Origin of the sequence: Nocardioides sediminis, assembly GCF_003047295.1 — a bacterium.
Taxonomy (GTDB): domain Bacteria; phylum Actinomycetota; class Actinomycetes; order Propionibacteriales; family Nocardioidaceae; genus Nocardioides; species Nocardioides sediminis.
On the sequence record NZ_PZYZ01000001.1, the window covers coordinates 898,001 to 913,589 of the forward strand.

At 73.2% G+C, this 15,589-nt stretch carries 17 protein-coding genes and 2 tRNA genes; 13 read left to right on the plus strand and 6 right to left on the minus strand.

The genetic code is table 11. The features are described 5' to 3' along the window. Positions 1–14: 14 nt before the first annotated feature. Genes DAI17_RS04300 through DAI17_RS04310 form a run of 3 tightly spaced genes read left to right on the plus strand, consistent with a single transcriptional unit; the run spans position 15 to position 2,409 of the window. Positions 15–557: an NADPH-dependent FMN reductase gene (locus tag DAI17_RS04300; RefSeq protein WP_107771589.1), complete on the plus strand. Its 543-nt coding sequence runs from the start codon at positions 15–17 to the stop codon at positions 555–557. Positions 558–587: 30 nt separating this feature from the next. Continuing rightward, complete coding sequence (locus DAI17_RS04305; protein WP_107771590.1) at positions 588–1,979, plus strand: amidase; 1,392 nt, start codon at positions 588–590, stop codon at positions 1,977–1,979. 43 nt (positions 1,980–2,022) lie between these two features. Next, complete coding sequence (locus tag DAI17_RS04310; RefSeq protein WP_107771591.1) at positions 2,023–2,409, plus strand: VOC family protein; 387 nt, start codon at positions 2,023–2,025, stop codon at positions 2,407–2,409. A gap of 117 nt (positions 2,410–2,526) precedes the next feature. Here DAI17_RS04310 and DAI17_RS04315 read toward each other — a convergent pair whose 3' ends face one another. From DAI17_RS04315 to DAI17_RS04325, 3 genes are read right to left on the minus strand one after another with little or no spacing between them, the layout of a single operon-like run. Further along, positions 2,527–3,135: an energy-coupling factor transporter transmembrane component T family protein gene (locus DAI17_RS04315; RefSeq protein WP_107771592.1), complete on the minus strand. Its 609-nt coding sequence runs from the start codon at positions 3,133–3,135 to the stop codon at positions 2,527–2,529. Further along, entirely contained in the window at positions 3,132–3,821 is a 690-nt protein-coding gene (locus DAI17_RS04320) for an energy-coupling factor ABC transporter ATP-binding protein (RefSeq protein ID WP_107771593.1), read from the minus strand. The genes DAI17_RS04315 and DAI17_RS04320 overlap by 4 nt, the downstream gene beginning before the upstream one ends. Further along, positions 3,818–4,432 (minus strand): biotin transporter BioY, encoded by a 615-nt coding sequence (locus tag DAI17_RS04325; protein WP_107771594.1) that lies wholly within the window; start codon positions 4,430–4,432, stop codon positions 3,818–3,820. Before DAI17_RS04325 ends, DAI17_RS04320 begins: the two co-directional genes overlap by 4 nt. 102 nt (positions 4,433–4,534) lie before the next feature. On the opposite strand from DAI17_RS04325, the gene DAI17_RS04330 reads away from it, so the two are divergent. Beyond that, entirely contained in the window at positions 4,535–5,113 is a 579-nt protein-coding gene (locus tag DAI17_RS04330; RefSeq protein ID WP_107771595.1) for a TetR family transcriptional regulator, read from the plus strand. A gap of 24 nt (positions 5,114–5,137) precedes the next feature. On the opposite strand, the gene DAI17_RS04335 is transcribed toward DAI17_RS04330, so the two are convergent. Further along, the gene (locus DAI17_RS04335; RefSeq protein WP_234412222.1) at positions 5,138–5,725 is read right to left on the minus strand and encodes a M23 family metallopeptidase; all 588 of its coding nucleotides are present in this window, start codon (positions 5,723–5,725) and stop codon (positions 5,138–5,140) included. Between the two features lie 46 nt (positions 5,726–5,771). Here DAI17_RS04335 and DAI17_RS04340 point away from each other — a divergent pair, with 46 nt between their 5' ends. Next, on the plus strand, positions 5,772–6,413 hold the full coding sequence (locus tag DAI17_RS04340; protein ID WP_159081352.1) for a sulfotransferase family 2 domain-containing protein: 642 nt from the start codon (positions 5,772–5,774) through the stop codon (positions 6,411–6,413). On the opposite strand, the gene DAI17_RS04345 is transcribed toward DAI17_RS04340, so the two are convergent. Beyond that, positions 6,401–7,270, minus strand: coding sequence for a 3-methyladenine DNA glycosylase (locus DAI17_RS04345; protein WP_107771598.1), 870 nt, complete (start codon positions 7,268–7,270; stop codon positions 6,401–6,403). The two genes, DAI17_RS04340 and DAI17_RS04345, sit on opposite strands and share 13 nt — an antisense overlap. Before the next feature lie 68 nt (positions 7,271–7,338). Here DAI17_RS04345 and DAI17_RS04350 point away from each other — a divergent pair, with 68 nt between their 5' ends. The 6 genes from DAI17_RS04350 to DAI17_RS04375 all read left to right on the plus strand — a co-directional run bounded on the left by DAI17_RS04350 (position 7,339) and on the right by DAI17_RS04375 (position 12,270). Continuing rightward, positions 7,339–8,718, plus strand: coding sequence for a pyridoxal phosphate-dependent decarboxylase family protein (locus DAI17_RS04350; protein WP_107771599.1), 1,380 nt, complete (start codon positions 7,339–7,341; stop codon positions 8,716–8,718). Positions 8,719–8,728: 10 nt separating this feature from the next. Beyond that, entirely contained in the window at positions 8,729–9,538 is an 810-nt protein-coding gene (locus DAI17_RS04355; protein WP_107771600.1) for a fumarylacetoacetate hydrolase family protein, read from the plus strand. Positions 9,539–9,573: 35 nt separating this feature from the next. Beyond that, the gene (gene gltX, locus DAI17_RS04360; protein ID WP_107771601.1) at positions 9,574–11,016 is read left to right on the plus strand and encodes a glutamate--tRNA ligase; all 1,443 of its coding nucleotides are present in this window, start codon (positions 9,574–9,576) and stop codon (positions 11,014–11,016) included. A gap of 8 nt (positions 11,017–11,024) precedes the next feature. Next, positions 11,025–11,990, plus strand: a complete 966-nt coding sequence (locus DAI17_RS04365) for a CPBP family intramembrane glutamic endopeptidase (RefSeq protein WP_107771602.1) — start codon at positions 11,025–11,027, stop codon at positions 11,988–11,990. 46 nt (positions 11,991–12,036) lie between these two features. Continuing rightward, a tRNA-Gln gene (locus DAI17_RS04370) sits at positions 12,037–12,108 on the plus strand. 89 nt (positions 12,109–12,197) lie between these two features. Beyond that, positions 12,198–12,270 (plus strand) — tRNA-Glu (locus tag DAI17_RS04375). 115 nt (positions 12,271–12,385) lie between these two features. Here the strand turns inward: DAI17_RS04375 and DAI17_RS04380 are convergent. After that, positions 12,386–13,387 carry a DUF389 domain-containing protein gene (locus tag DAI17_RS04380; RefSeq protein ID WP_107771785.1) on the minus strand — a complete coding sequence of 334 codons (1,002 nt, stop codon included), beginning with the start codon at positions 13,385–13,387 and terminating at the stop codon, positions 12,386–12,388. 136 nt (positions 13,388–13,523) lie between these two features. Between DAI17_RS04380 and DAI17_RS04385 the strand changes: the two genes are divergently transcribed. Together DAI17_RS04385 and DAI17_RS04390 are read left to right on the plus strand one after the other, a co-directional pair. Beyond that, a complete protein-coding gene (locus tag DAI17_RS04385) occupies positions 13,524–15,059 on the plus strand; it encodes a DNA-3-methyladenine glycosylase 2 family protein (RefSeq protein ID WP_325049844.1) in 1,536 nt (511 codons plus the stop codon). A 15-nt stretch (positions 15,060–15,074) separates the two neighbouring features. Beyond that, positions 15,075–15,545, plus strand: coding sequence for a methylated-DNA--[protein]-cysteine S-methyltransferase (locus tag DAI17_RS04390; RefSeq protein ID WP_325049845.1), 471 nt, complete (start codon positions 15,075–15,077; stop codon positions 15,543–15,545). Positions 15,546–15,589: the final 44 nt, after the last annotated feature.

Genomic DNA, 15,589 nt, shown 5'->3' on the forward strand with positions numbered 1-15,589 from the left:
CCGTTTTGTCCGTCATGACTGACACCCGCGTCCTCGTCCTCGTCGGCAGCCTGCGCGCCGACTCGATCAACCGCCGCCTCGCCGAGGCGCTGAAGGCGTCCGCCCCCGAGGGCGTCACCCTCGAGATCGCCGAGGGCCTCGGCTCGATCCCGTTCTACAACGAGGAGATCGACGGCGAGACGGCGCCCGCCGCGGCCGTCGCCCTGCGCGAGCAGGTCGCCGCCGCCGACCGCGTGCTGGTGATCACCCCCGAGTACAACGGCACCATGCCCGCCGTGCTCAACAACGCCATCGACTGGCTCTCGCGTCCCTACGGCGCGGGCGCCATCGTGGGCAAGCCCTTCGCCGCCGTGGGCACCACCCCGACGCCGTACGGCGGCAAGTGGTCGCACGAGCACGCCCGCCACTCGGCCACCATCGCAGGCGCCAAGGTCATCGACACCGTGGTGCTCTCGCAGCCCGGCGTGGACGTCGACGTGCTCTCCGACGAGGTGCTGGCCAAGTTCCGCGCCGCCGTCGCCGAGCTGGTCGACTGGCGCGACGACGCCGCGGCCTGACCGCCGGTCCACCGGGGTACGGTCGCCTGCGTGGCCGCACTCCACGACCTGACAGCCCTCGAGCAGGGTGACCTCGTCCGCCGTGGGGAGGTCACCCCGCTCGACCTGGTCGAGCACTACCTCGCCCGCGCCGACCGCGTCGGCGCCTTCGTCACGCCGACCCCCGAACAGGCGCGCGAGCACGCGCGTCGCCTCGGACCGCGTCCCGAGGGCGCCGCGCCCCTGTGGGGAGTGCCGACCGCGATCAAGGACCTGCACCCCACCGCGGGCGTGCGCACGACCTTCGGCTCCGCCGCGTTCGCGGACTTCGTGCCGGACGTCTCCGACAACGTCGTCCTCACCCTCGAGGCCGCGGGCATGCCCAGCCTGGGCAAGACGAACACCCCCGAGCTCGGCTCGCCCTGCTACACCGAGCCCGACGTCGCACCGCCGGCCGTGACCCCCTGGGACCCCACCCGGACCGCGGGTGGCTCCAGCGGCGGGGCAGCGGCAGCCGTGGCGGCGGGGCTGGTGCCCGTGGCCCCGGGCTCGGACGGCGGCGGCTCCATCCGCATCCCGGCCTCGTGCTGCGGGCTCGTCGGGCTCAAGCCCACCCGCGGTCGGATCAGTGCCGCCCCCCTGTACGGCGATCCGACCGGCCTGGCCACGGCCGGGACCCTCGCCCGGACCGTGCGCGACGCCGCTGCCCTGCTCGACGTGCTGGCGGGCCGGCGGCCCGGTGACCCCTCCTGGGCCCCACCTCCTCCGCTCCGGTTCCTCGACGCCTGCGACCGCGACCCGGGGCGCCTCCGGGTCGCTCGCTTCATCACACCAGTCATCACCGACACCGCCGTCGACCCCAGCAGCGTCGAGGCCTGGGAGACGACCTCCGCGCTCCTCGCCGGGCTCGGCCACGACGTCGAGGACGTCGCGGTGCCGCTGCCGCGCGAGGCGGTCGCTACCTTCGAGACCTGCTGGGCCGTGCTGACCGCGCTCGCCGAGGTCCCGGCGGGCACCGAGCCCCTCCTGAGGCCGCTGACCCGGTGGCTCGCCGAACGCGGCCGGGCCGTCAGCGGGCCCGACTTCGGGCGGGCCATCGCCCGGATGCGCCAGTACGCCGCCGAGGCGCTGCTCGCGCTGGCGCCGTACGACCTGGTGCTGACCCCGACCCTGGCCACTCCGCCGCCCCCGGTCGGTGCGTTGCGCGACGACGCCGACCCGGAGGCCGACTTCGAGGCGCAGAAGCGTTTCACCCCTTGGACGAGCGCCTGGAACGTCACCGGCATGCCGGCGGTGTCGCTGCCGCTGCACCAGACGGACGACGGTCTGCCCGTCGGCACCATGCTCGCCGCCCGTCCGGCCGAGGAGCACGTGCTACTCGCCGCGGCCGCCCAGCTCGAGCAGGCGCGGCCCTGGGTCGACCGGCGGCCACCGGGCTGGTGAACGGCTCTGGACAACCGGCCACCGGCGTGGTCGGTTTGGGCAGGTGAGCGAGCTGACGCCGTACCTCTGCGTGCCGGACGCGCGGGCCGCGATCGACTGGTACGTCGACGTGCTGGGCGCCCAGGTGACGTTCGAGCCGATCCTGATGGAGGACGGCCGCGTCGGGCACGTCGAGCTGGCCGTCGACGGCGCCGGCTGGATGATGTCGGAGGAGTTCCCGGACTCCGGTGTGGCCGCGCCCGACCCCGGCCTCGGTGCGGCGGTGTCGTTGCACCTGACCGTCGACGACGTCGACGCGGTCTGCACGCGACTGCGCGCCGCGGGCACGACCCTGGACCGAGGTCCTGAGGACGCTCCGCCCGCCGGTCGGGTGGCGGTGTTCCGCGACCCCTTCGGCCACCGGTGGTTCCTCAACCAGCCGTCGCCCTGACGGCCGGGGCGTTCGGACGTCGACCGGGACGTCCGACGAGGCGGCGGCTCGGGCGACCTGATCGTCGGACGTCCCGCCGGACGTCCCGCCGGACGTCCGACGAGGCGGCGGGGGCCCCTACTCGCCGATGCCGCGGGCGTGCAGGGCGTCGCCGGTCTCCCGCGCCCGCGCCACGACGCGGATCACCAGCGGGACGAGCCGCGCGCGTGGCGAGCGCTCGAGGCCACGGGCGAGCGCGGCGTCCCGCGACTCCCCGGCCAGCGAGAGGGTGGACGGGATCGCCCGGAGCATCAGGGAGAAGGCGAGGCCGACCTGCTCGGGGTCGACGCCGACGCGGCGCAGCGGACGCAACCCGTGCGTGACGGCGTCCATCACCTCGTCGACCGGCGTCGTCACCGTGAGGGTCGTGGCGAGCAGGATCAGCGCGACCAGGTCGCCCACCACCTCGACGGCCCGCGGCCAGCCGCTCTGCCAGACCGTCCAGGCGCCCAGGAGGGCGGCGACGACGAGCAGCCCCCGCATCGCCCGCAGCGTCACGTCGAGCCGCGCCCCCGACCACACCAGCAGGCCGGCGGCCACGCCGACGAAGACCAGTGCCGACACCGGTCCGTGGACGACGACCACCACGATGCTCGCGACCATCAGCCCGAGGAGCTTGGTCCCCGCTCGACGGCGGTGGAGGAACGTGTCGCCGGGCCGGTGGATCCCGAGCAGGTCGGCGCTCATGCGGTCGCCCGGTAGCGGGAGATCACGTCGTCCGCAGCCCCGTCCTGCTCCACCCGCCCGTCCCGCACGAGGAGCGCGCGGTCGCACCGCGACGCCAGCTCGAGGTCGTGCGTCACCAGCACCACCTGCTGCGGCAGGGAGAGCAGCAGGTCACCGATCCGGCGGCTGTTGCCGAGGTCGAGCAGCGTGGTGGGCTCGTCGGCCACCAGCACCGACGGTCCGGTCGCGAGCACGCCGGCGAGCGCCAGCAGCTGCCGCTCCCCGCCCGAGAGGCCGTGGACGCTGCGGTCCCCGAAGCCCTCCAGCCCGAAGTCGGCGAGCACGGCGTCGGCGGCGGCGAGCCGCTCCTGCTTGTCCGGGACCGTACGCCGCAGCGACAGGGCCACGTCCTCGCGCGCGGTCGGCATCACGAGCTGCGCGGCCGGATCGGTGAACACGAACCCCACGCGCCGTCGCACCTCGCGTCCCGACCTCGACACGTCCAGGCCGTCCACGACCACCCGGCCGGTGCTCGGCGCGACGAGGCCGTTGAGGAGACGGGCGATCGTGGACTTGCCCGACCCGTTGGGGCCGACCAGCGCGACCCGTCGCTCGGTCAGGCGCAGGGACGTCTCGTGGAGGACGAGCAGGTCGCCGTCGTGGGTGGGGACCCGGACGGAGACCTGCTCCAGGGCGATCTCGCTCACGCGGTGAGGGTGCCCTCCGGCTGGTCCTGCGCGGAGGCGGGGGCGTCCCGGCGGCTGCTGAGCAGGTCGGGGAACGCGCGGTGCACGGCGGTGGCGACGATCGCCATCGCCACGTTCTTGAGCACGTCGCCGATCCAGAAGATCTTGTCCACGTCGAAGGCCTGGGCCCACGTCATGTCGGCGCGCAGCACGAGGCCGGCCATGCCGAAGGTGTGGATGAAGAGCGCCGAGCTGACGAGGCCGGCGGTGAAGATCGCGGTCACGCTCGCCAGCGAGCGACGCGGGAGGCGCTCGACGATGAAGCCGCACAGGCCCGCGGCCAGCGGGAAGCCCACGAGGTAGCCGGCCGACGGTCCGGTGAGCACGGCCAGCCCGGCCGCGCCGCCCGAGAAGATCGGCAGGCCGGCCGCGCCGGCGACGACGTACAGCAGGACGGCCAGGAAGCCGCGGCGCATGCCCAGCACCGCACCCGACAGCAGCACCGCGAACGTCTGCAGGGTGATGGGCACGGGGCCGGCCAGCTTGATGGCGGGAAGGAGGGCGCACACGGCGATCAGGGCGGCGAAGGCCGCGATGAGCGCGATGTCGGTGCCGGCGCGGCGAGTCTGCATGGGGGAGTCCTTCGCTTACCTGAACGGTGGTCAGTTGAACGGCGTTCAGGTTAGGGTGGCCGACCTGTCACGTCAACGCGGTCTCACGAGGGGGAGCGTCCAGTGCGACACCACCGGGACGACATCGTCGAGCGCGCGGTCCGGGTGCTCGACGACCACGGGCTCGCCTCGCTGACCATGCGCCGGCTCGGGTCCGAGCTGGGCCTGCAGGCCAGCGCGATCTACCACCACTTCCCGAGCAAGCAGGTCCTGCTGGGCGCCGTCGCCGACGAGCTCCTCGCGCGCGGCCGTCGTCCCCGCGCGGCCGGCGCCTGGGACGACCGGCTCGTCGAGGCCTGCTACGAGCTGCGGGACGCGATGCTGGCCTACCGCGACGGTGCCGACCTCGTGGCGACGGTCTACGCCTTCGGTCTGGGCGCGCAGGGCCCGGCCGAGGAGCTCGAGGAGATCCTGGCCGACGCCGGCTTCGACGAGTCCCTGGTCGGGGTCGGGGCCCGGACGCTGCTGCACTTCGTCTTCGGGCACACCTTCGAGGAGCAGACCGCGATGCAGGCGGGGAGCGACGGCGCCGTCATCGGCGACGCGGCCCTCGACCGCACGGGTGACTTCGACCTCGGGCTGGGTCTCGTGCTGGACGGACTCGCCGTGCACGCGCCGGCCGGCCGGCGTGTCAGGGGCTGACGAGCACACCCGAGGCCGGGACCGTCAGCGGGCCGCCTCCAGGTCGAGGTAGCGGATCGGGCGCCGGGCGTCGTCGAGCCCACCGCCGGCGCGGCGGACCTCGATGTGCAGGTGGCACCCGTCGGGGGCGGCGGAGTCGGACGCCCGCGCGATCAGCTGTCCGCGCCGCACCCGGTCGCCGGGAGCGACGTGCACGCGCACCGCGTGCGCCACGAGGAAGTCGACGCCGAGCCGCCGGTTGCGGATCAGCAGCGGCCGCACGCCGTACGCCGGTCCGAGCGCGGCGCTCGAGACCACCGTGCCCGCGCGCCCGGCGAAGAGCCTGGTCCCACAGGGCATCGCGTAGTCGACGCCGTGGTGGAAGCCGTTGCCGTCGCGGCACCGCGGGTCGGGTGAGTAGTACGACGCCCGCGTGCAGCCGTAGCCGATCATGGTGCGGTGGGCGCCCCGCCACCAGGGCGAGGTGTACGCCGTGGTGTCGCGGCTGTAGAACACCCACCGCGGGTCGTCGGCCCCGGCGGGCGGCGACCAGGCGACGAGCAGCGGCACGGCCAGGAGCACTGCCGGCAAGGGAGCCAGCAGCCGGGCCGCGAGTCGGGCGGGACGGCGCATCACGTCCCTCACGCTAGCCGCGGGTCCGCCCAGTAGTCTCGGGCGGGTGATCGCGTCCCATGCCCACCGCTTCATCTTCCTCAAGACCCGCAAGACGGCGGGCACCAGCGTGGAGATCGCGCTCTCGAAGGTCTGCGGCCCCGACGACGTGATCACGCTCATCAGCCCCGAGGACGAGGAGCTCCGGGCGGCCGCCGGCGGGCGCAGCCCGCAGAACTTCCAGTCGCCGCCGCTCCCGCGCAAGGCGTTCAACCACATGAGCGCCCGCCTCGCCCGCGACGCCGTCGGCCCCGACGCCTGGCGCAGCTACTACAAGTTCGCCATCGAGCGGAACCCGTGGGACGCGGTCGTGTCCCTCTACTACTGGAAGTACAAGGACCGCGAGCAGCTCCCCGACTTCGACACCTACGTCTCGGAGGAGTGGATCGAGCAGCTCGCCAACAACCGCCGGATGTACCGCATCCGCGGGCGTCTCGCCGTCGACCGGGTGCTGCGCTACGAGCACCTCGACACCGAGCTGTCGGAGGTCTGGCACCGCCTCGGCCTTCCCGGCGAGCCGGACCTGCCGCGCGCCAAGGGCCACGCGCGTCCGGCCGGTCACTACCGCGAGCTCTACTCCGACGCGTCGCGCAAGCGGGTGGAGGTCGTGTTCGCCGACGCGATCGAGGCCTTCGGCTACGAGTTCTGAGGGACCGTCCGCGCCACCTCGAGGAGTCGCTCGCACTCCTCGACGAGGCGTCGGCGCAACGGTGCTCCACGCTCGGCGAACGCCCGCTGCTCGCGCACGTAGGCCGCCTTGCCCGCGGGCGTCTCGATGCGCACCGGATCGAAGCCCAGCGCCGCCAGGTCGTACGGCGCCGCCCGCATGTCCAGCTCGCGGATGTCCCGCGCGAGCTCGAAGCAGTCCGCGACCAGGTCCGAGCTGATCATCGGCGTCAGCCGGAACGCGTGCTTGTAGAGGTCCATCCCGGCGTGCAGGCACCCCGGCTGCTCGTACGACGCACGGTCGTCGCGCCCGGGCTGCAGCGCGTTGAGCGGTCGGGCCGGCCCGGTGAAGAAGCGGAAGGCGTCGAAGTGCGAGCACGCGATGCGGTGGGACTCCACCACGGCGTCGGTGCCCGACGGGCCGAGCCGCAGGTCCCAGTCGTTGTGCCGGACCTCGTCGGGGGACTGGCGGTAGACCATCGCCCACTCGTGGAGCCCGAAGCAGCCCGTGTGCGCGGGCCGCGACTCGGTCGCCCGCAGCAGGTTGGCGAGCCCCCGCAGCAGCGTGGCCTGCGAGGCGACGTACGCGTCGGTCACCGCGCCGGCGTCGTAGCCGCGCAGCCCGTCGTACTCGGGGGCGTCGGCCAGCCGGACGCCGTACCCGGGGTGCCAGCGCCGCAGCTGCGCGGGCCGCTGGGAGTAGTAGGTGAAGAGGAAGTCGTGCACGGGGTGCTTCACCCCGTCGGCGCGCCGTGACAGGTGGGGACGCAGGTGGGCGTCCACCCGGGCCGCGTGGGCCTCGGCGCGGACCCGCCACGTCTCCCGGTCCACGATCTGCACGCGGGACAGGGTAGGTCGCGCGGTGCCACACTGGGGAACCCACGGGTGGACCCGCTGCGGGAGGCACGATGACGGGGACGACGTCCGGGCAGGACCGACCCGAGCTGGCGCGCGCGCACGCGCTCGCCCTGGAGTGGCTCGCGTCCCTCGACGACCGGGCCGTCCCGCCGGCCGCCACCGTGGAGCAGGTGACCGAGGCCCTCGGCACCGACCTCCCGGAGGGGCCGACGGACCCGGTGGAGGTCGTCGAGCACCTGGCCCGGGCCTGCGAGCCGGGTCTGGTGGCCACGCCGTCCGGCCGCTTCTACGGGTTCGTCATCGGCGGCACCCACCCGGCCGCGCTCGCCGCCGACTGGCTGGTCAGCGCCTGGGACCAGAACGCCGGGCTGCGCGCCCTCACCCCCGCCCACAGCGCCGTCGAGGACGTCGCCGAGGCATGGGTGCTCGACCTGCTCGGACTCCCGCCCGAGAGCGCCGTCGGGTTCGTCACCGGCGGCACGATGGCCAACTTCACCTGCCTGGCCGCGGCCCGCGACGAGGTGCTCCGGCGTGCCGGCTGGGACGTCGCCGGGCGGGGGCTGGTCGGGTCGCCCGGCGTCCGGGTCGTGGCGGGGGAGGAGCGGCACGACACCGTGGACCTCGCGCTGCGCTACCTCGGCCTCGGCGCGCCCGAGACGGTCGCGGCCGACGGGCAGGGGCGCCTCGACCCGGCCGCCCTGCGTGACGCGCTCGCGCAGCACGACGGCGGCCCCCTGGTCGTGGTGCTCCAGGCGGGCAACGTCCACTCCGGGGCGTTCGACCCGTTCAGCGAGGCGATCGAGGTCGCCCACGCCCACGGCGCCTGGGTGCACGTCGACGGGGCCTTCGGACTCTTCGCGGCCGCGTCGCCGACGTACCGCCACCTCGTCGACGGCGTCACGGGCGCCGACTCGTGGGCGACCGACGCCCACAAGACCCTCAACGTCCCCTACGACTGCGGACTGGCCGTCGTGCGCGAGCGCGCCGCACTGCGGGCCGCGATGGGCATGCACGGCGACTACCTCATCCTCGACGAGGCCGGCGAGCCCTTCGACAAGGTGCCCGAGATCAGTCGTCGCGGGCGCGCGTTCACGGTGTGGGCCGTGCTCCGCGCCCTGGGCCGGAGCGGTGTCGCCGACCTCGTCGACCGGATGGCCGGCCACGCGGCCGCGTTCGCCCGCGGCATCGAGGCGATCGACGGCGCCGAGGTGCTCAACGACGTCGTCTTCACCCAGGTGTGCGCGGCCTTCGGCAGCGACGAGAGGACCCGCGACGTCGTCCGGGGCATGCTCGCCGACGGCACCGCCTGGATGACCGGTTCGCGCTGGCACGGGCGCGCCGTGCTGCGCGTCTCGGTCAGCAACTGGTCGACCACCGAGACCGACGTCGAGCGCAGCCTCGCCGCCCTGCGGGCGGTGGCGGGCCGATAGGGTCGGCGTCGTGCGCATCGCCAGATTCACCACCGGAGACGAACCCATGTACGGCGTCGTGACGGGGGAGGTGGACGAGCACGGCCAGCCCGCCGACGACACCGTCGTGGTGGCCCTCGCCGGTGACCCCCTCTACGTCGGCGTCAAGCTGCTGGACCAGGAGCACCGGCTCGAGGACGTCCGCCTGCTGGCGCCCGTGCTGCCCCGCAGCAAGGTGATCGGCATCGGCCGCAACTACGCGGCCCACGCCGCCGAGCTGGGTCACGACCTGCCCAGCGAGCCGCTGATGTTCCTCAAGCCCAACACCAGCGTCGTCGGCCCGGGCGACCCGATCTTCTACCCGCGCCAGACCCGGGACCTGCACTACGAGGGCGAGCTCGCGGTCGTGATCGGCCGCATCTGCCGCGACGTGCCGCCGGAGCAGGCCACGGACGTCATCTACGGCTACACCGTCGCCAACGACGTCACCGCCCGCGACCTGCAGAAGAGCGACGTGCAGTTCACCCGTGCCAAGGGCTTCGACTCCTTCTGCCCGCTCGGTCCGTGGATCGAGACCGACCTGGACCCCCAGGCCTTCGTCGACGGCGTCCGCGTGCAGACGCACCTCAACGGCGACGTGCGCCAGGACGGCACCACGGCCGACCTGATCTTCGACATCCCCACGCTGGTCGCGCACGTGTCCAGCGTCATGACGCTGCTCCCGGGCGACGTCATCCTCACCGGCACCCCCGAGGGTGTCGGCCCCATGGAGGTCGGCGACGAGGTCGAGGTCTCGATCGCCGGCATCGGAACCCTCGTCAACAAGGTGGCCCAGCGTTGAGCAGCACCCAGCCCGTCCGACCCGTCCGTGTCCGCATGGCTCCGTCCCCGACCGGCAGCCCCCACGTCGGCCTCGCCCGCACGGCCCTCTACAACTGGGCGTTCGCGCGCCACCACCAGCGCCACGGCGCCGGCGGCACCTTCGTGTTCCGCATCGAGGACACCGACAAGGAGCGCAACACCGAGGAGTCCTACGAGTCGCTGATCGACCTGATGCAGTGGCTCGGCCTGACCTGGGACGAGGGGGTCGTGGTCGGGGGCCCCTACGGTCCCTACCGCCAGTCCGAGCGCTCGGAGATCTACGCCGACGTGCTCGCGCGCCTGCACGAGTCGTCGTACACCTATGACTGCTACTGCACCACCGACGAGGTCACCGCGCGGCGCAAGGCCGCCGGCTCCAAGGTGATGGGGTACGACGGGTTCTGCCGCGAGCTGACCGACGAGCAGGTCGCGTCCTTCCGCGCCGAGGGCCGCGAGCCGGTCGTCCGGTTCCGGATGCCCGACGGCGAGGTCACCTTCACCGACCTGGTGCGCGGGGACATCACCTTCCAGACCGAGCACGTGCCCGACTACGCGCTGGCGCGCGCCAACGGCGACCCGCTCTACACGCTGACCGCCCCGGTCGACGACGCGACGATGCGGATCACTCACGTCCTGCGCGGCGAGGACCTGCTCTCCAGCACCCCGCGCCAGATCGCGCTCTTCGAGGCGTTCAAGGCGATCGGCCTGGCCGAGGAGACCCCGCAGTACGGCCACCTGCCCTACGTCATGGGCCAGGGCAACAAGAAGCTCTCCAAGCGCGACCCCGAGGCGCACATGGAGCTCTACCGCGAGCAGGGCTTCCTGCCCGAGGGGCTGCTCAACTACCTCGCGCTGCTCGGCTGGGCGATCGCGGCCGACCGCGACGTCTTCACCCTCGACGAGATGGTCGACGCGTTCGACCTCGCGGACGTCAACCCCAACCCGGCGCGCTTCGACCTCAAGAAGGCCGAGGCCATCAACGCCTCGCAGATGCGGCTGCTGCCGCTCGACGAGATCACCGAGCGCTGCCTGCCGTTCCTGGCGAGGGCGGGCGTCCTCAACCCGACCGACCTGCCCGACCGGCAGCTGCTCGACCAGGCGATGCCGCTGGTGGGCGAGCGCATCAACAAGCTCACCGAGGTCGTGGACATGCTCGCCTTCCTCTTCGTCGACGAGGCGGACTTCGTCCGCACCGACGACATCGACGACGCGGGTCGTGAGGTCGTCGGAGCGGCGTACGACGCCCTGTCCGCCATCGCGCACTGGAGCACCGCCGAGATCGACGAGGCCCTGCGCAAGGCGCTGGTCGAGGAGCGAGGGCTCAAGCCGCGGCACGCGTTCGGTCCCGTGCGCATCGCCGCGACGGGCCGCAAGATCAGCCCGCCGCTCTTCGAGTCCCTCGAGCTGCTGGGCCGCGACCGCTCGCTGGCCCGCCTGCGCGACGCGATGGCGACCTGACCCCACCCATGTCCGAGCAGCTCCCGGCCCCGGAGCCCCCGCCGAGGCTGGAGTACCACCTCGTCCACCGGCTCGGCCGTCGCGGAGCGTGGCGGCCGGTGCTGGGCGTGGTCCTGCTCACGATCGGGGTCTTCGCGGTCGCGCCGTTCCTCTGGCAGCTCCCGTACGTCGCGTGGCTGCTGGCCACCGGCGAGCCCGTGGGGGCGGGCATGGACCGTCTCCTGGACCTGGACGACCCGACACCGCTGACGCTGGCCTACGTCAACCTGATCCTGGCGACGGCGATCCCCCTCACCTGGCTGCTGACGCGTTGGCTGCACGGCCTGCGGCCGGGCTTGCTCTCGTCGGTGGCCGGGCGCATCCGGTGGCGCTTCCTGCTGGCATGTCTCGGCGTCTCGGTGGTGGCGCTGGTGGCCACGGTGCTCGTCAGCGCCTTCGTGCCCCAGCAGGGCGGCACCGAGATGGCCACCGAGCCCAACGACTTCACTCGGACCACGCGGGACTTCCTGATCGTGATCCTGCTGCTCACCCCCCTCCAGGCGGCGGGGGAGGAGTTCGCCTTCCGCGGCTACCTGCAGCAGGCCTTCGGCGGGCTGTTCGGCAGCCGGGCCTTCGCCGTCGGATTCTCTGCCCTCCTCTTCGCCATCGCCCACGGGCTGGGGCAGAGCTGGCCCGTCTTCATCGACCGGCTGGCGTTCGGGATCGTGGCGGGCGCGCTCGTGATCCTCACCGGCGGGCTGGAGGCCGGCATCGCGATGCACGTGCTCAACAACTTCCTGGCCTACGGCCTGGCCCTGGCCTTCACCGACATGGCGAGCACGCTCAACCCCACGGGCGGGTCCTGGTGGAGCCTGCCCGGCACGCTCACCCAGTCGCTCGTCTACCTCGTGCTCGCGACCTGGATGGCGCGTCGGAGAGGGCTCTCTAGCGCCGTCGACGGGGGCGTTTTGGAGGGCCCCGGAGGCCGCGTGTAGAGTTCCTCCTCGGCTCCTCAGCGCTGGATCAGAGGGGCCGTAGCAGTGGGATATGGTGTAATTGGCAGCACGACTGATTCTGGTTCAGTTAGTCAAGGTTCGAGTCCTTGTATCCCAGCGAATCCCGGTCCTCGACCGGGATTTGGTGCGAAACACCAGCCCCGGCTAGAGTTTCGTCCGCTGTGCCAGCCACTGGCTGGAAGCAATGCCCCCGTTGTGTAGCGGCCTAGCACGTCGCCCTCTCAAGGCGGTAGCGCCGGTTCGAATCCGGTCGGGGGTACAGATCACCGAAGGGCCTGTCCGGCAGGGATGCCGGGCAGGCCCTTCGGCGTCCCCGGCGAGACGAGCGACGGCCGGATCCCGCGTCTCCCGGGCGAGCCGGCGTCGGGCGCAGCTCAGGGCATCTCCCCGAGGTCGACGCGGTCGCCGATCGTCGTGACGAGGACCACGTTCAGCCCGGCGGGGAGGACCTCCCGCAGGTCCGCGCGCAGCGTGTTGGTCGGCGGCAGGTCTCCCGGTGTCTTGATCTCGATGACGAAGTCGGGGAGCGCCAGCCCAGCACTCGTGACGCTGGCGTCGGGGACCGAGGCCAGCCACGCCTCGGTGGTGCTGGTGGCTCGGTGGTCGAGCTGGGTCACGTACAGGCTCACCAGCGAGGTGATGGCCAGCGGGACGCTCACGACTAGGAAGAGGGTCGCCAGCACGACGCGCGCCCGCCGCGTCGCGCCTCGCGCCCGGCCGCGGGAGGCCTCGGCGTACCCGAGGAAGGCGAAGACGAAGGTCCCGGCCAGGACCAGGGCGATGAGGTTCGACAAGAACAGCAGCAGCGCGCCCGCCGCCATCAAGCCCGCTCCCTGGCCGATGCAGATGCCGACGACCACCAGCGGTGGCACCAGGGAGATCGAGATGGCCACTCCCGGCAGCACGGCCGCGATGTCCTTGCGGGCGAGCGCTACCGCCCCGGCCAGGCCGGTCGACGCGGCGGCGATCAGGTCGAAGAGGCCGGGCGTCACCCTCCCGGTGACCTGGGAGTTGGCACGCAGGTCGTACTCGGCGGGGATCAGCAGCGCGAACAGGACGCCGATCGCCACCACGACCACCGCCCCGGCGACGGCGTACCGAAGTGCCTTGGTCCTGCGGTCCCCCTTCACGAGACCGAGGGCCGTGCCCATGATGGGCGTGGACAGCGGAGCGATGATCATCGCCCCGATCACGGTGGCCGTGGAGTCGGCCAGCACCCCCGCGCCGGCGATCATCGAGGACAGGGTCAGCAGCGTCCAGTAGGCCGAGAGCTTGGAGCGTGCGTCCCCTGCCCTCAGGTCGAGGTCGTCGGTGAGGTTGTCGAGCGTTCGGCGCTGGGTCTCAGGTAGGAGCCAGGCTCGCAGGGAATCGATCACGTGCGCATCCGACCAGATGCCGGGCGGCTTGACCATGGTGTCGCGTGTCGATCGGCATCCCACCACACTGGGCGAGCAGGCCGTCATGTCCGATTCCCGCTGGATAGCGGGCCTCGCCTCCGTCAGACTCGACCCCGTGAGCACCGCACGGACCGCACGACGCATGACCCTCCTCGACCCGGAGTCCTGTTACCGCGCCGTGAAGAGCAGGGATCGTCGCTTCGACGGCGTCTTCTACACCGCGGTGCGCTCGACGGGCATCTACTGCCGCCCGAGCTGTCCCGCCCGCACGCCGGCGCTGACCGGCGTGACCTTCCACCCCACGGCGGCTGCCGCGCAGGCGGCCGGCTACCGCGCCTGCAAGCGGTGCCTGCCCGACGCGACGCCCGGCAGCCCCGACTGGGACGTCGCCGCCGACGTCGCCGGGCGCGCCATGCGCCTCATCAGCGACGGGCTGGTCGATCGCGAGGGCGTCGAGGGCCTTGCCCGGCGGGTCGGCTACACGCCGCGGCACCTGGGCCGGCTCCTGGTGCAGGAGCTCGGTGCGGGTCCCCTCGCCCTGGCCCGGGCACGGCGTGCCCAGACCGCACGGGTGCTCGTCGAGACGACCGACATGCCCCTGTCCGACGTCGCCTTCGCCGCGGGCTTCTCCAGCATCCGTCAGTTCAACGAGACCGTCCGAGAGGTCTATGCCCTGAGCCCCACCGACCTGCGCGGCCGCCGTACCCGCTCGACCGCTCGTGGCACGGTCTCCCTGCGGCTCGCGGTCCGCACGCCGTTCGCGGGCCGCCGGATGCTCGACTTCCTCGCCCACCACCTGGTGCCGGGCGTGGAGGTGGCCGGGCCGGGCTGGTACGCCCGGACCCTCGACCTGCCGCACGGGCCCGGCACGGTCCGGCTGGAGCTCGCCGACGCGGCGTCGGTCGGCGAGACCGCGTTCGTCCCCGCGGAGTTCTCGCTGCACGACCTGCGCGACACCGCGGCCGCCGTCGAGCGCGTACGCCGCCTGCTCGACGCCGACTGCGACCCGGTGGCGGTCGACGACCACCTCGCCGACGACGCCGTGCTCGGCCACCTCGTCCGGGCCACGCCCGGCCTGCGGGTGCCCGGCCAGGTGGACGGGGACGAGACCGCGGTGCGGACGGTGGTGGGCCAGCAGGTCAGCGTCACCGGCGCGCGGACGGTCACGGGGCGGATCGTCGTCGCCCACGGCCGCCGGGTGGAGACCGACGTGCCGGGGCTGACGCACCTGTTCCCCGACGCCGTCACCCTCGCCCGGGTCGACCCGGAGTCGCTGCCGATGCCCTGCGCCCGCGGCCGGGCGCTGGTCGGCCTCGCCGGGGCGCTCGCCGCCGGGACGGTCGCGCTGGACCGCGGACCCGACCGCGACGACGTACGCCGCGCGCTGCTCGACCTGCCCGGCATCGGACCGTGGACCGCCGACTACGTGGCGATGCGGGCGCTCGGCCACCCCGACGTGTTCCTGCCCACCGACCTCGCCGTCCGGGGCGTGCTGCGCGGTCTCGCCGGCGACACCGGCGAGCCGGCGGACCCCGAGCGGTGGAGCCCGTGGCGCTCCTACGCCCTCATGCACCTGTGGAACACCCTCATGCCGGACACGCCGGCACCACCGCCGTCCTCGACCTCGCGTCGACCCCAGAAGGAGAGCTGACCAATGTGGACCGTGATGACGTCGCCCGTCGGCGACCTGCGCATCATCGAGCGCGACGGCGCGATCAGCGCCATCGAGTTCTCCCCCTTCCGCCAGCCGGCGGACGGCCGCCCATTGGGGGCGCGGGACGACGACCACCCGCTCCTGGCCGGGGCGGTGCGCCAGCTCGACGCCTACTTCGCCCGCGACCTCAAGGAGTTCGACCTGCCGCTCGCCCCGCAGGGCAGCGACTTCCAGCGGCGCGTGTGGGACCAGCTGCGCGCGATCGGCTACGGCGAGACCGCGTCGTACGGCCAGGTCGCCGCGCGGCTCGGGATGACCAACGCGGCGTCGCGAGCGGTCGGCCTGGCCAACGGGCGCAACCCGATCCCGGTCGTGATCCCGTGCCACCGGGTCATCGGCGCCAACGGCACGCTGACCGGGTACGCCGGTGGGATCGAGCGCAAGCAGACCCTGCTCTCGCTGGAGCAGGACGCTTTGTTCTGACGGCGCCTCCTCTGACGCTGTCGTCCCGACCGCGTCGGTGTGGT

What these genes read in the sequence shown, in the direction of transcription:
- DAI17_RS04300 (WP_107771589.1), top strand. Translation starts at nt 15, where the DNA reads ATGACTGACACCCGCGTCCTCGTCCTCGTCGGCAGCCTGCGCGCCGAC.
- DAI17_RS04315 (WP_107771592.1), bottom strand. Translation starts at nt 3,135, where the DNA reads ATGAGCGCCGACCTGCTCGGGATCCACCGGCCCGGCGACACGTTCCTC.
- DAI17_RS04325 (WP_107771594.1), bottom strand. Translation starts at nt 4,432, where the DNA reads ATGCAGACTCGCCGCGCCGGCACCGACATCGCGCTCATCGCGGCCTTC.
- DAI17_RS04335 (WP_234412222.1), bottom strand. Translation starts at nt 5,725, where the DNA reads ATGCGCCGTCCCGCCCGACTCGCGGCCCGGCTGCTGGCTCCCTTGCCG.
- DAI17_RS04350 (WP_107771599.1), top strand. Translation starts at nt 7,339, where the DNA reads ATGACGGGGACGACGTCCGGGCAGGACCGACCCGAGCTGGCGCGCGCG.
- gltX (WP_107771601.1), top strand. Translation starts at nt 9,574, where the DNA reads ATGGCTCCGTCCCCGACCGGCAGCCCCCACGTCGGCCTCGCCCGCACG.
- DAI17_RS04365 (WP_107771602.1), top strand. Translation starts at nt 11,025, where the DNA reads ATGTCCGAGCAGCTCCCGGCCCCGGAGCCCCCGCCGAGGCTGGAGTAC.
- DAI17_RS04390 (WP_325049845.1), top strand. Translation starts at nt 15,075, where the DNA reads ATGACGTCGCCCGTCGGCGACCTGCGCATCATCGAGCGCGACGGCGCG.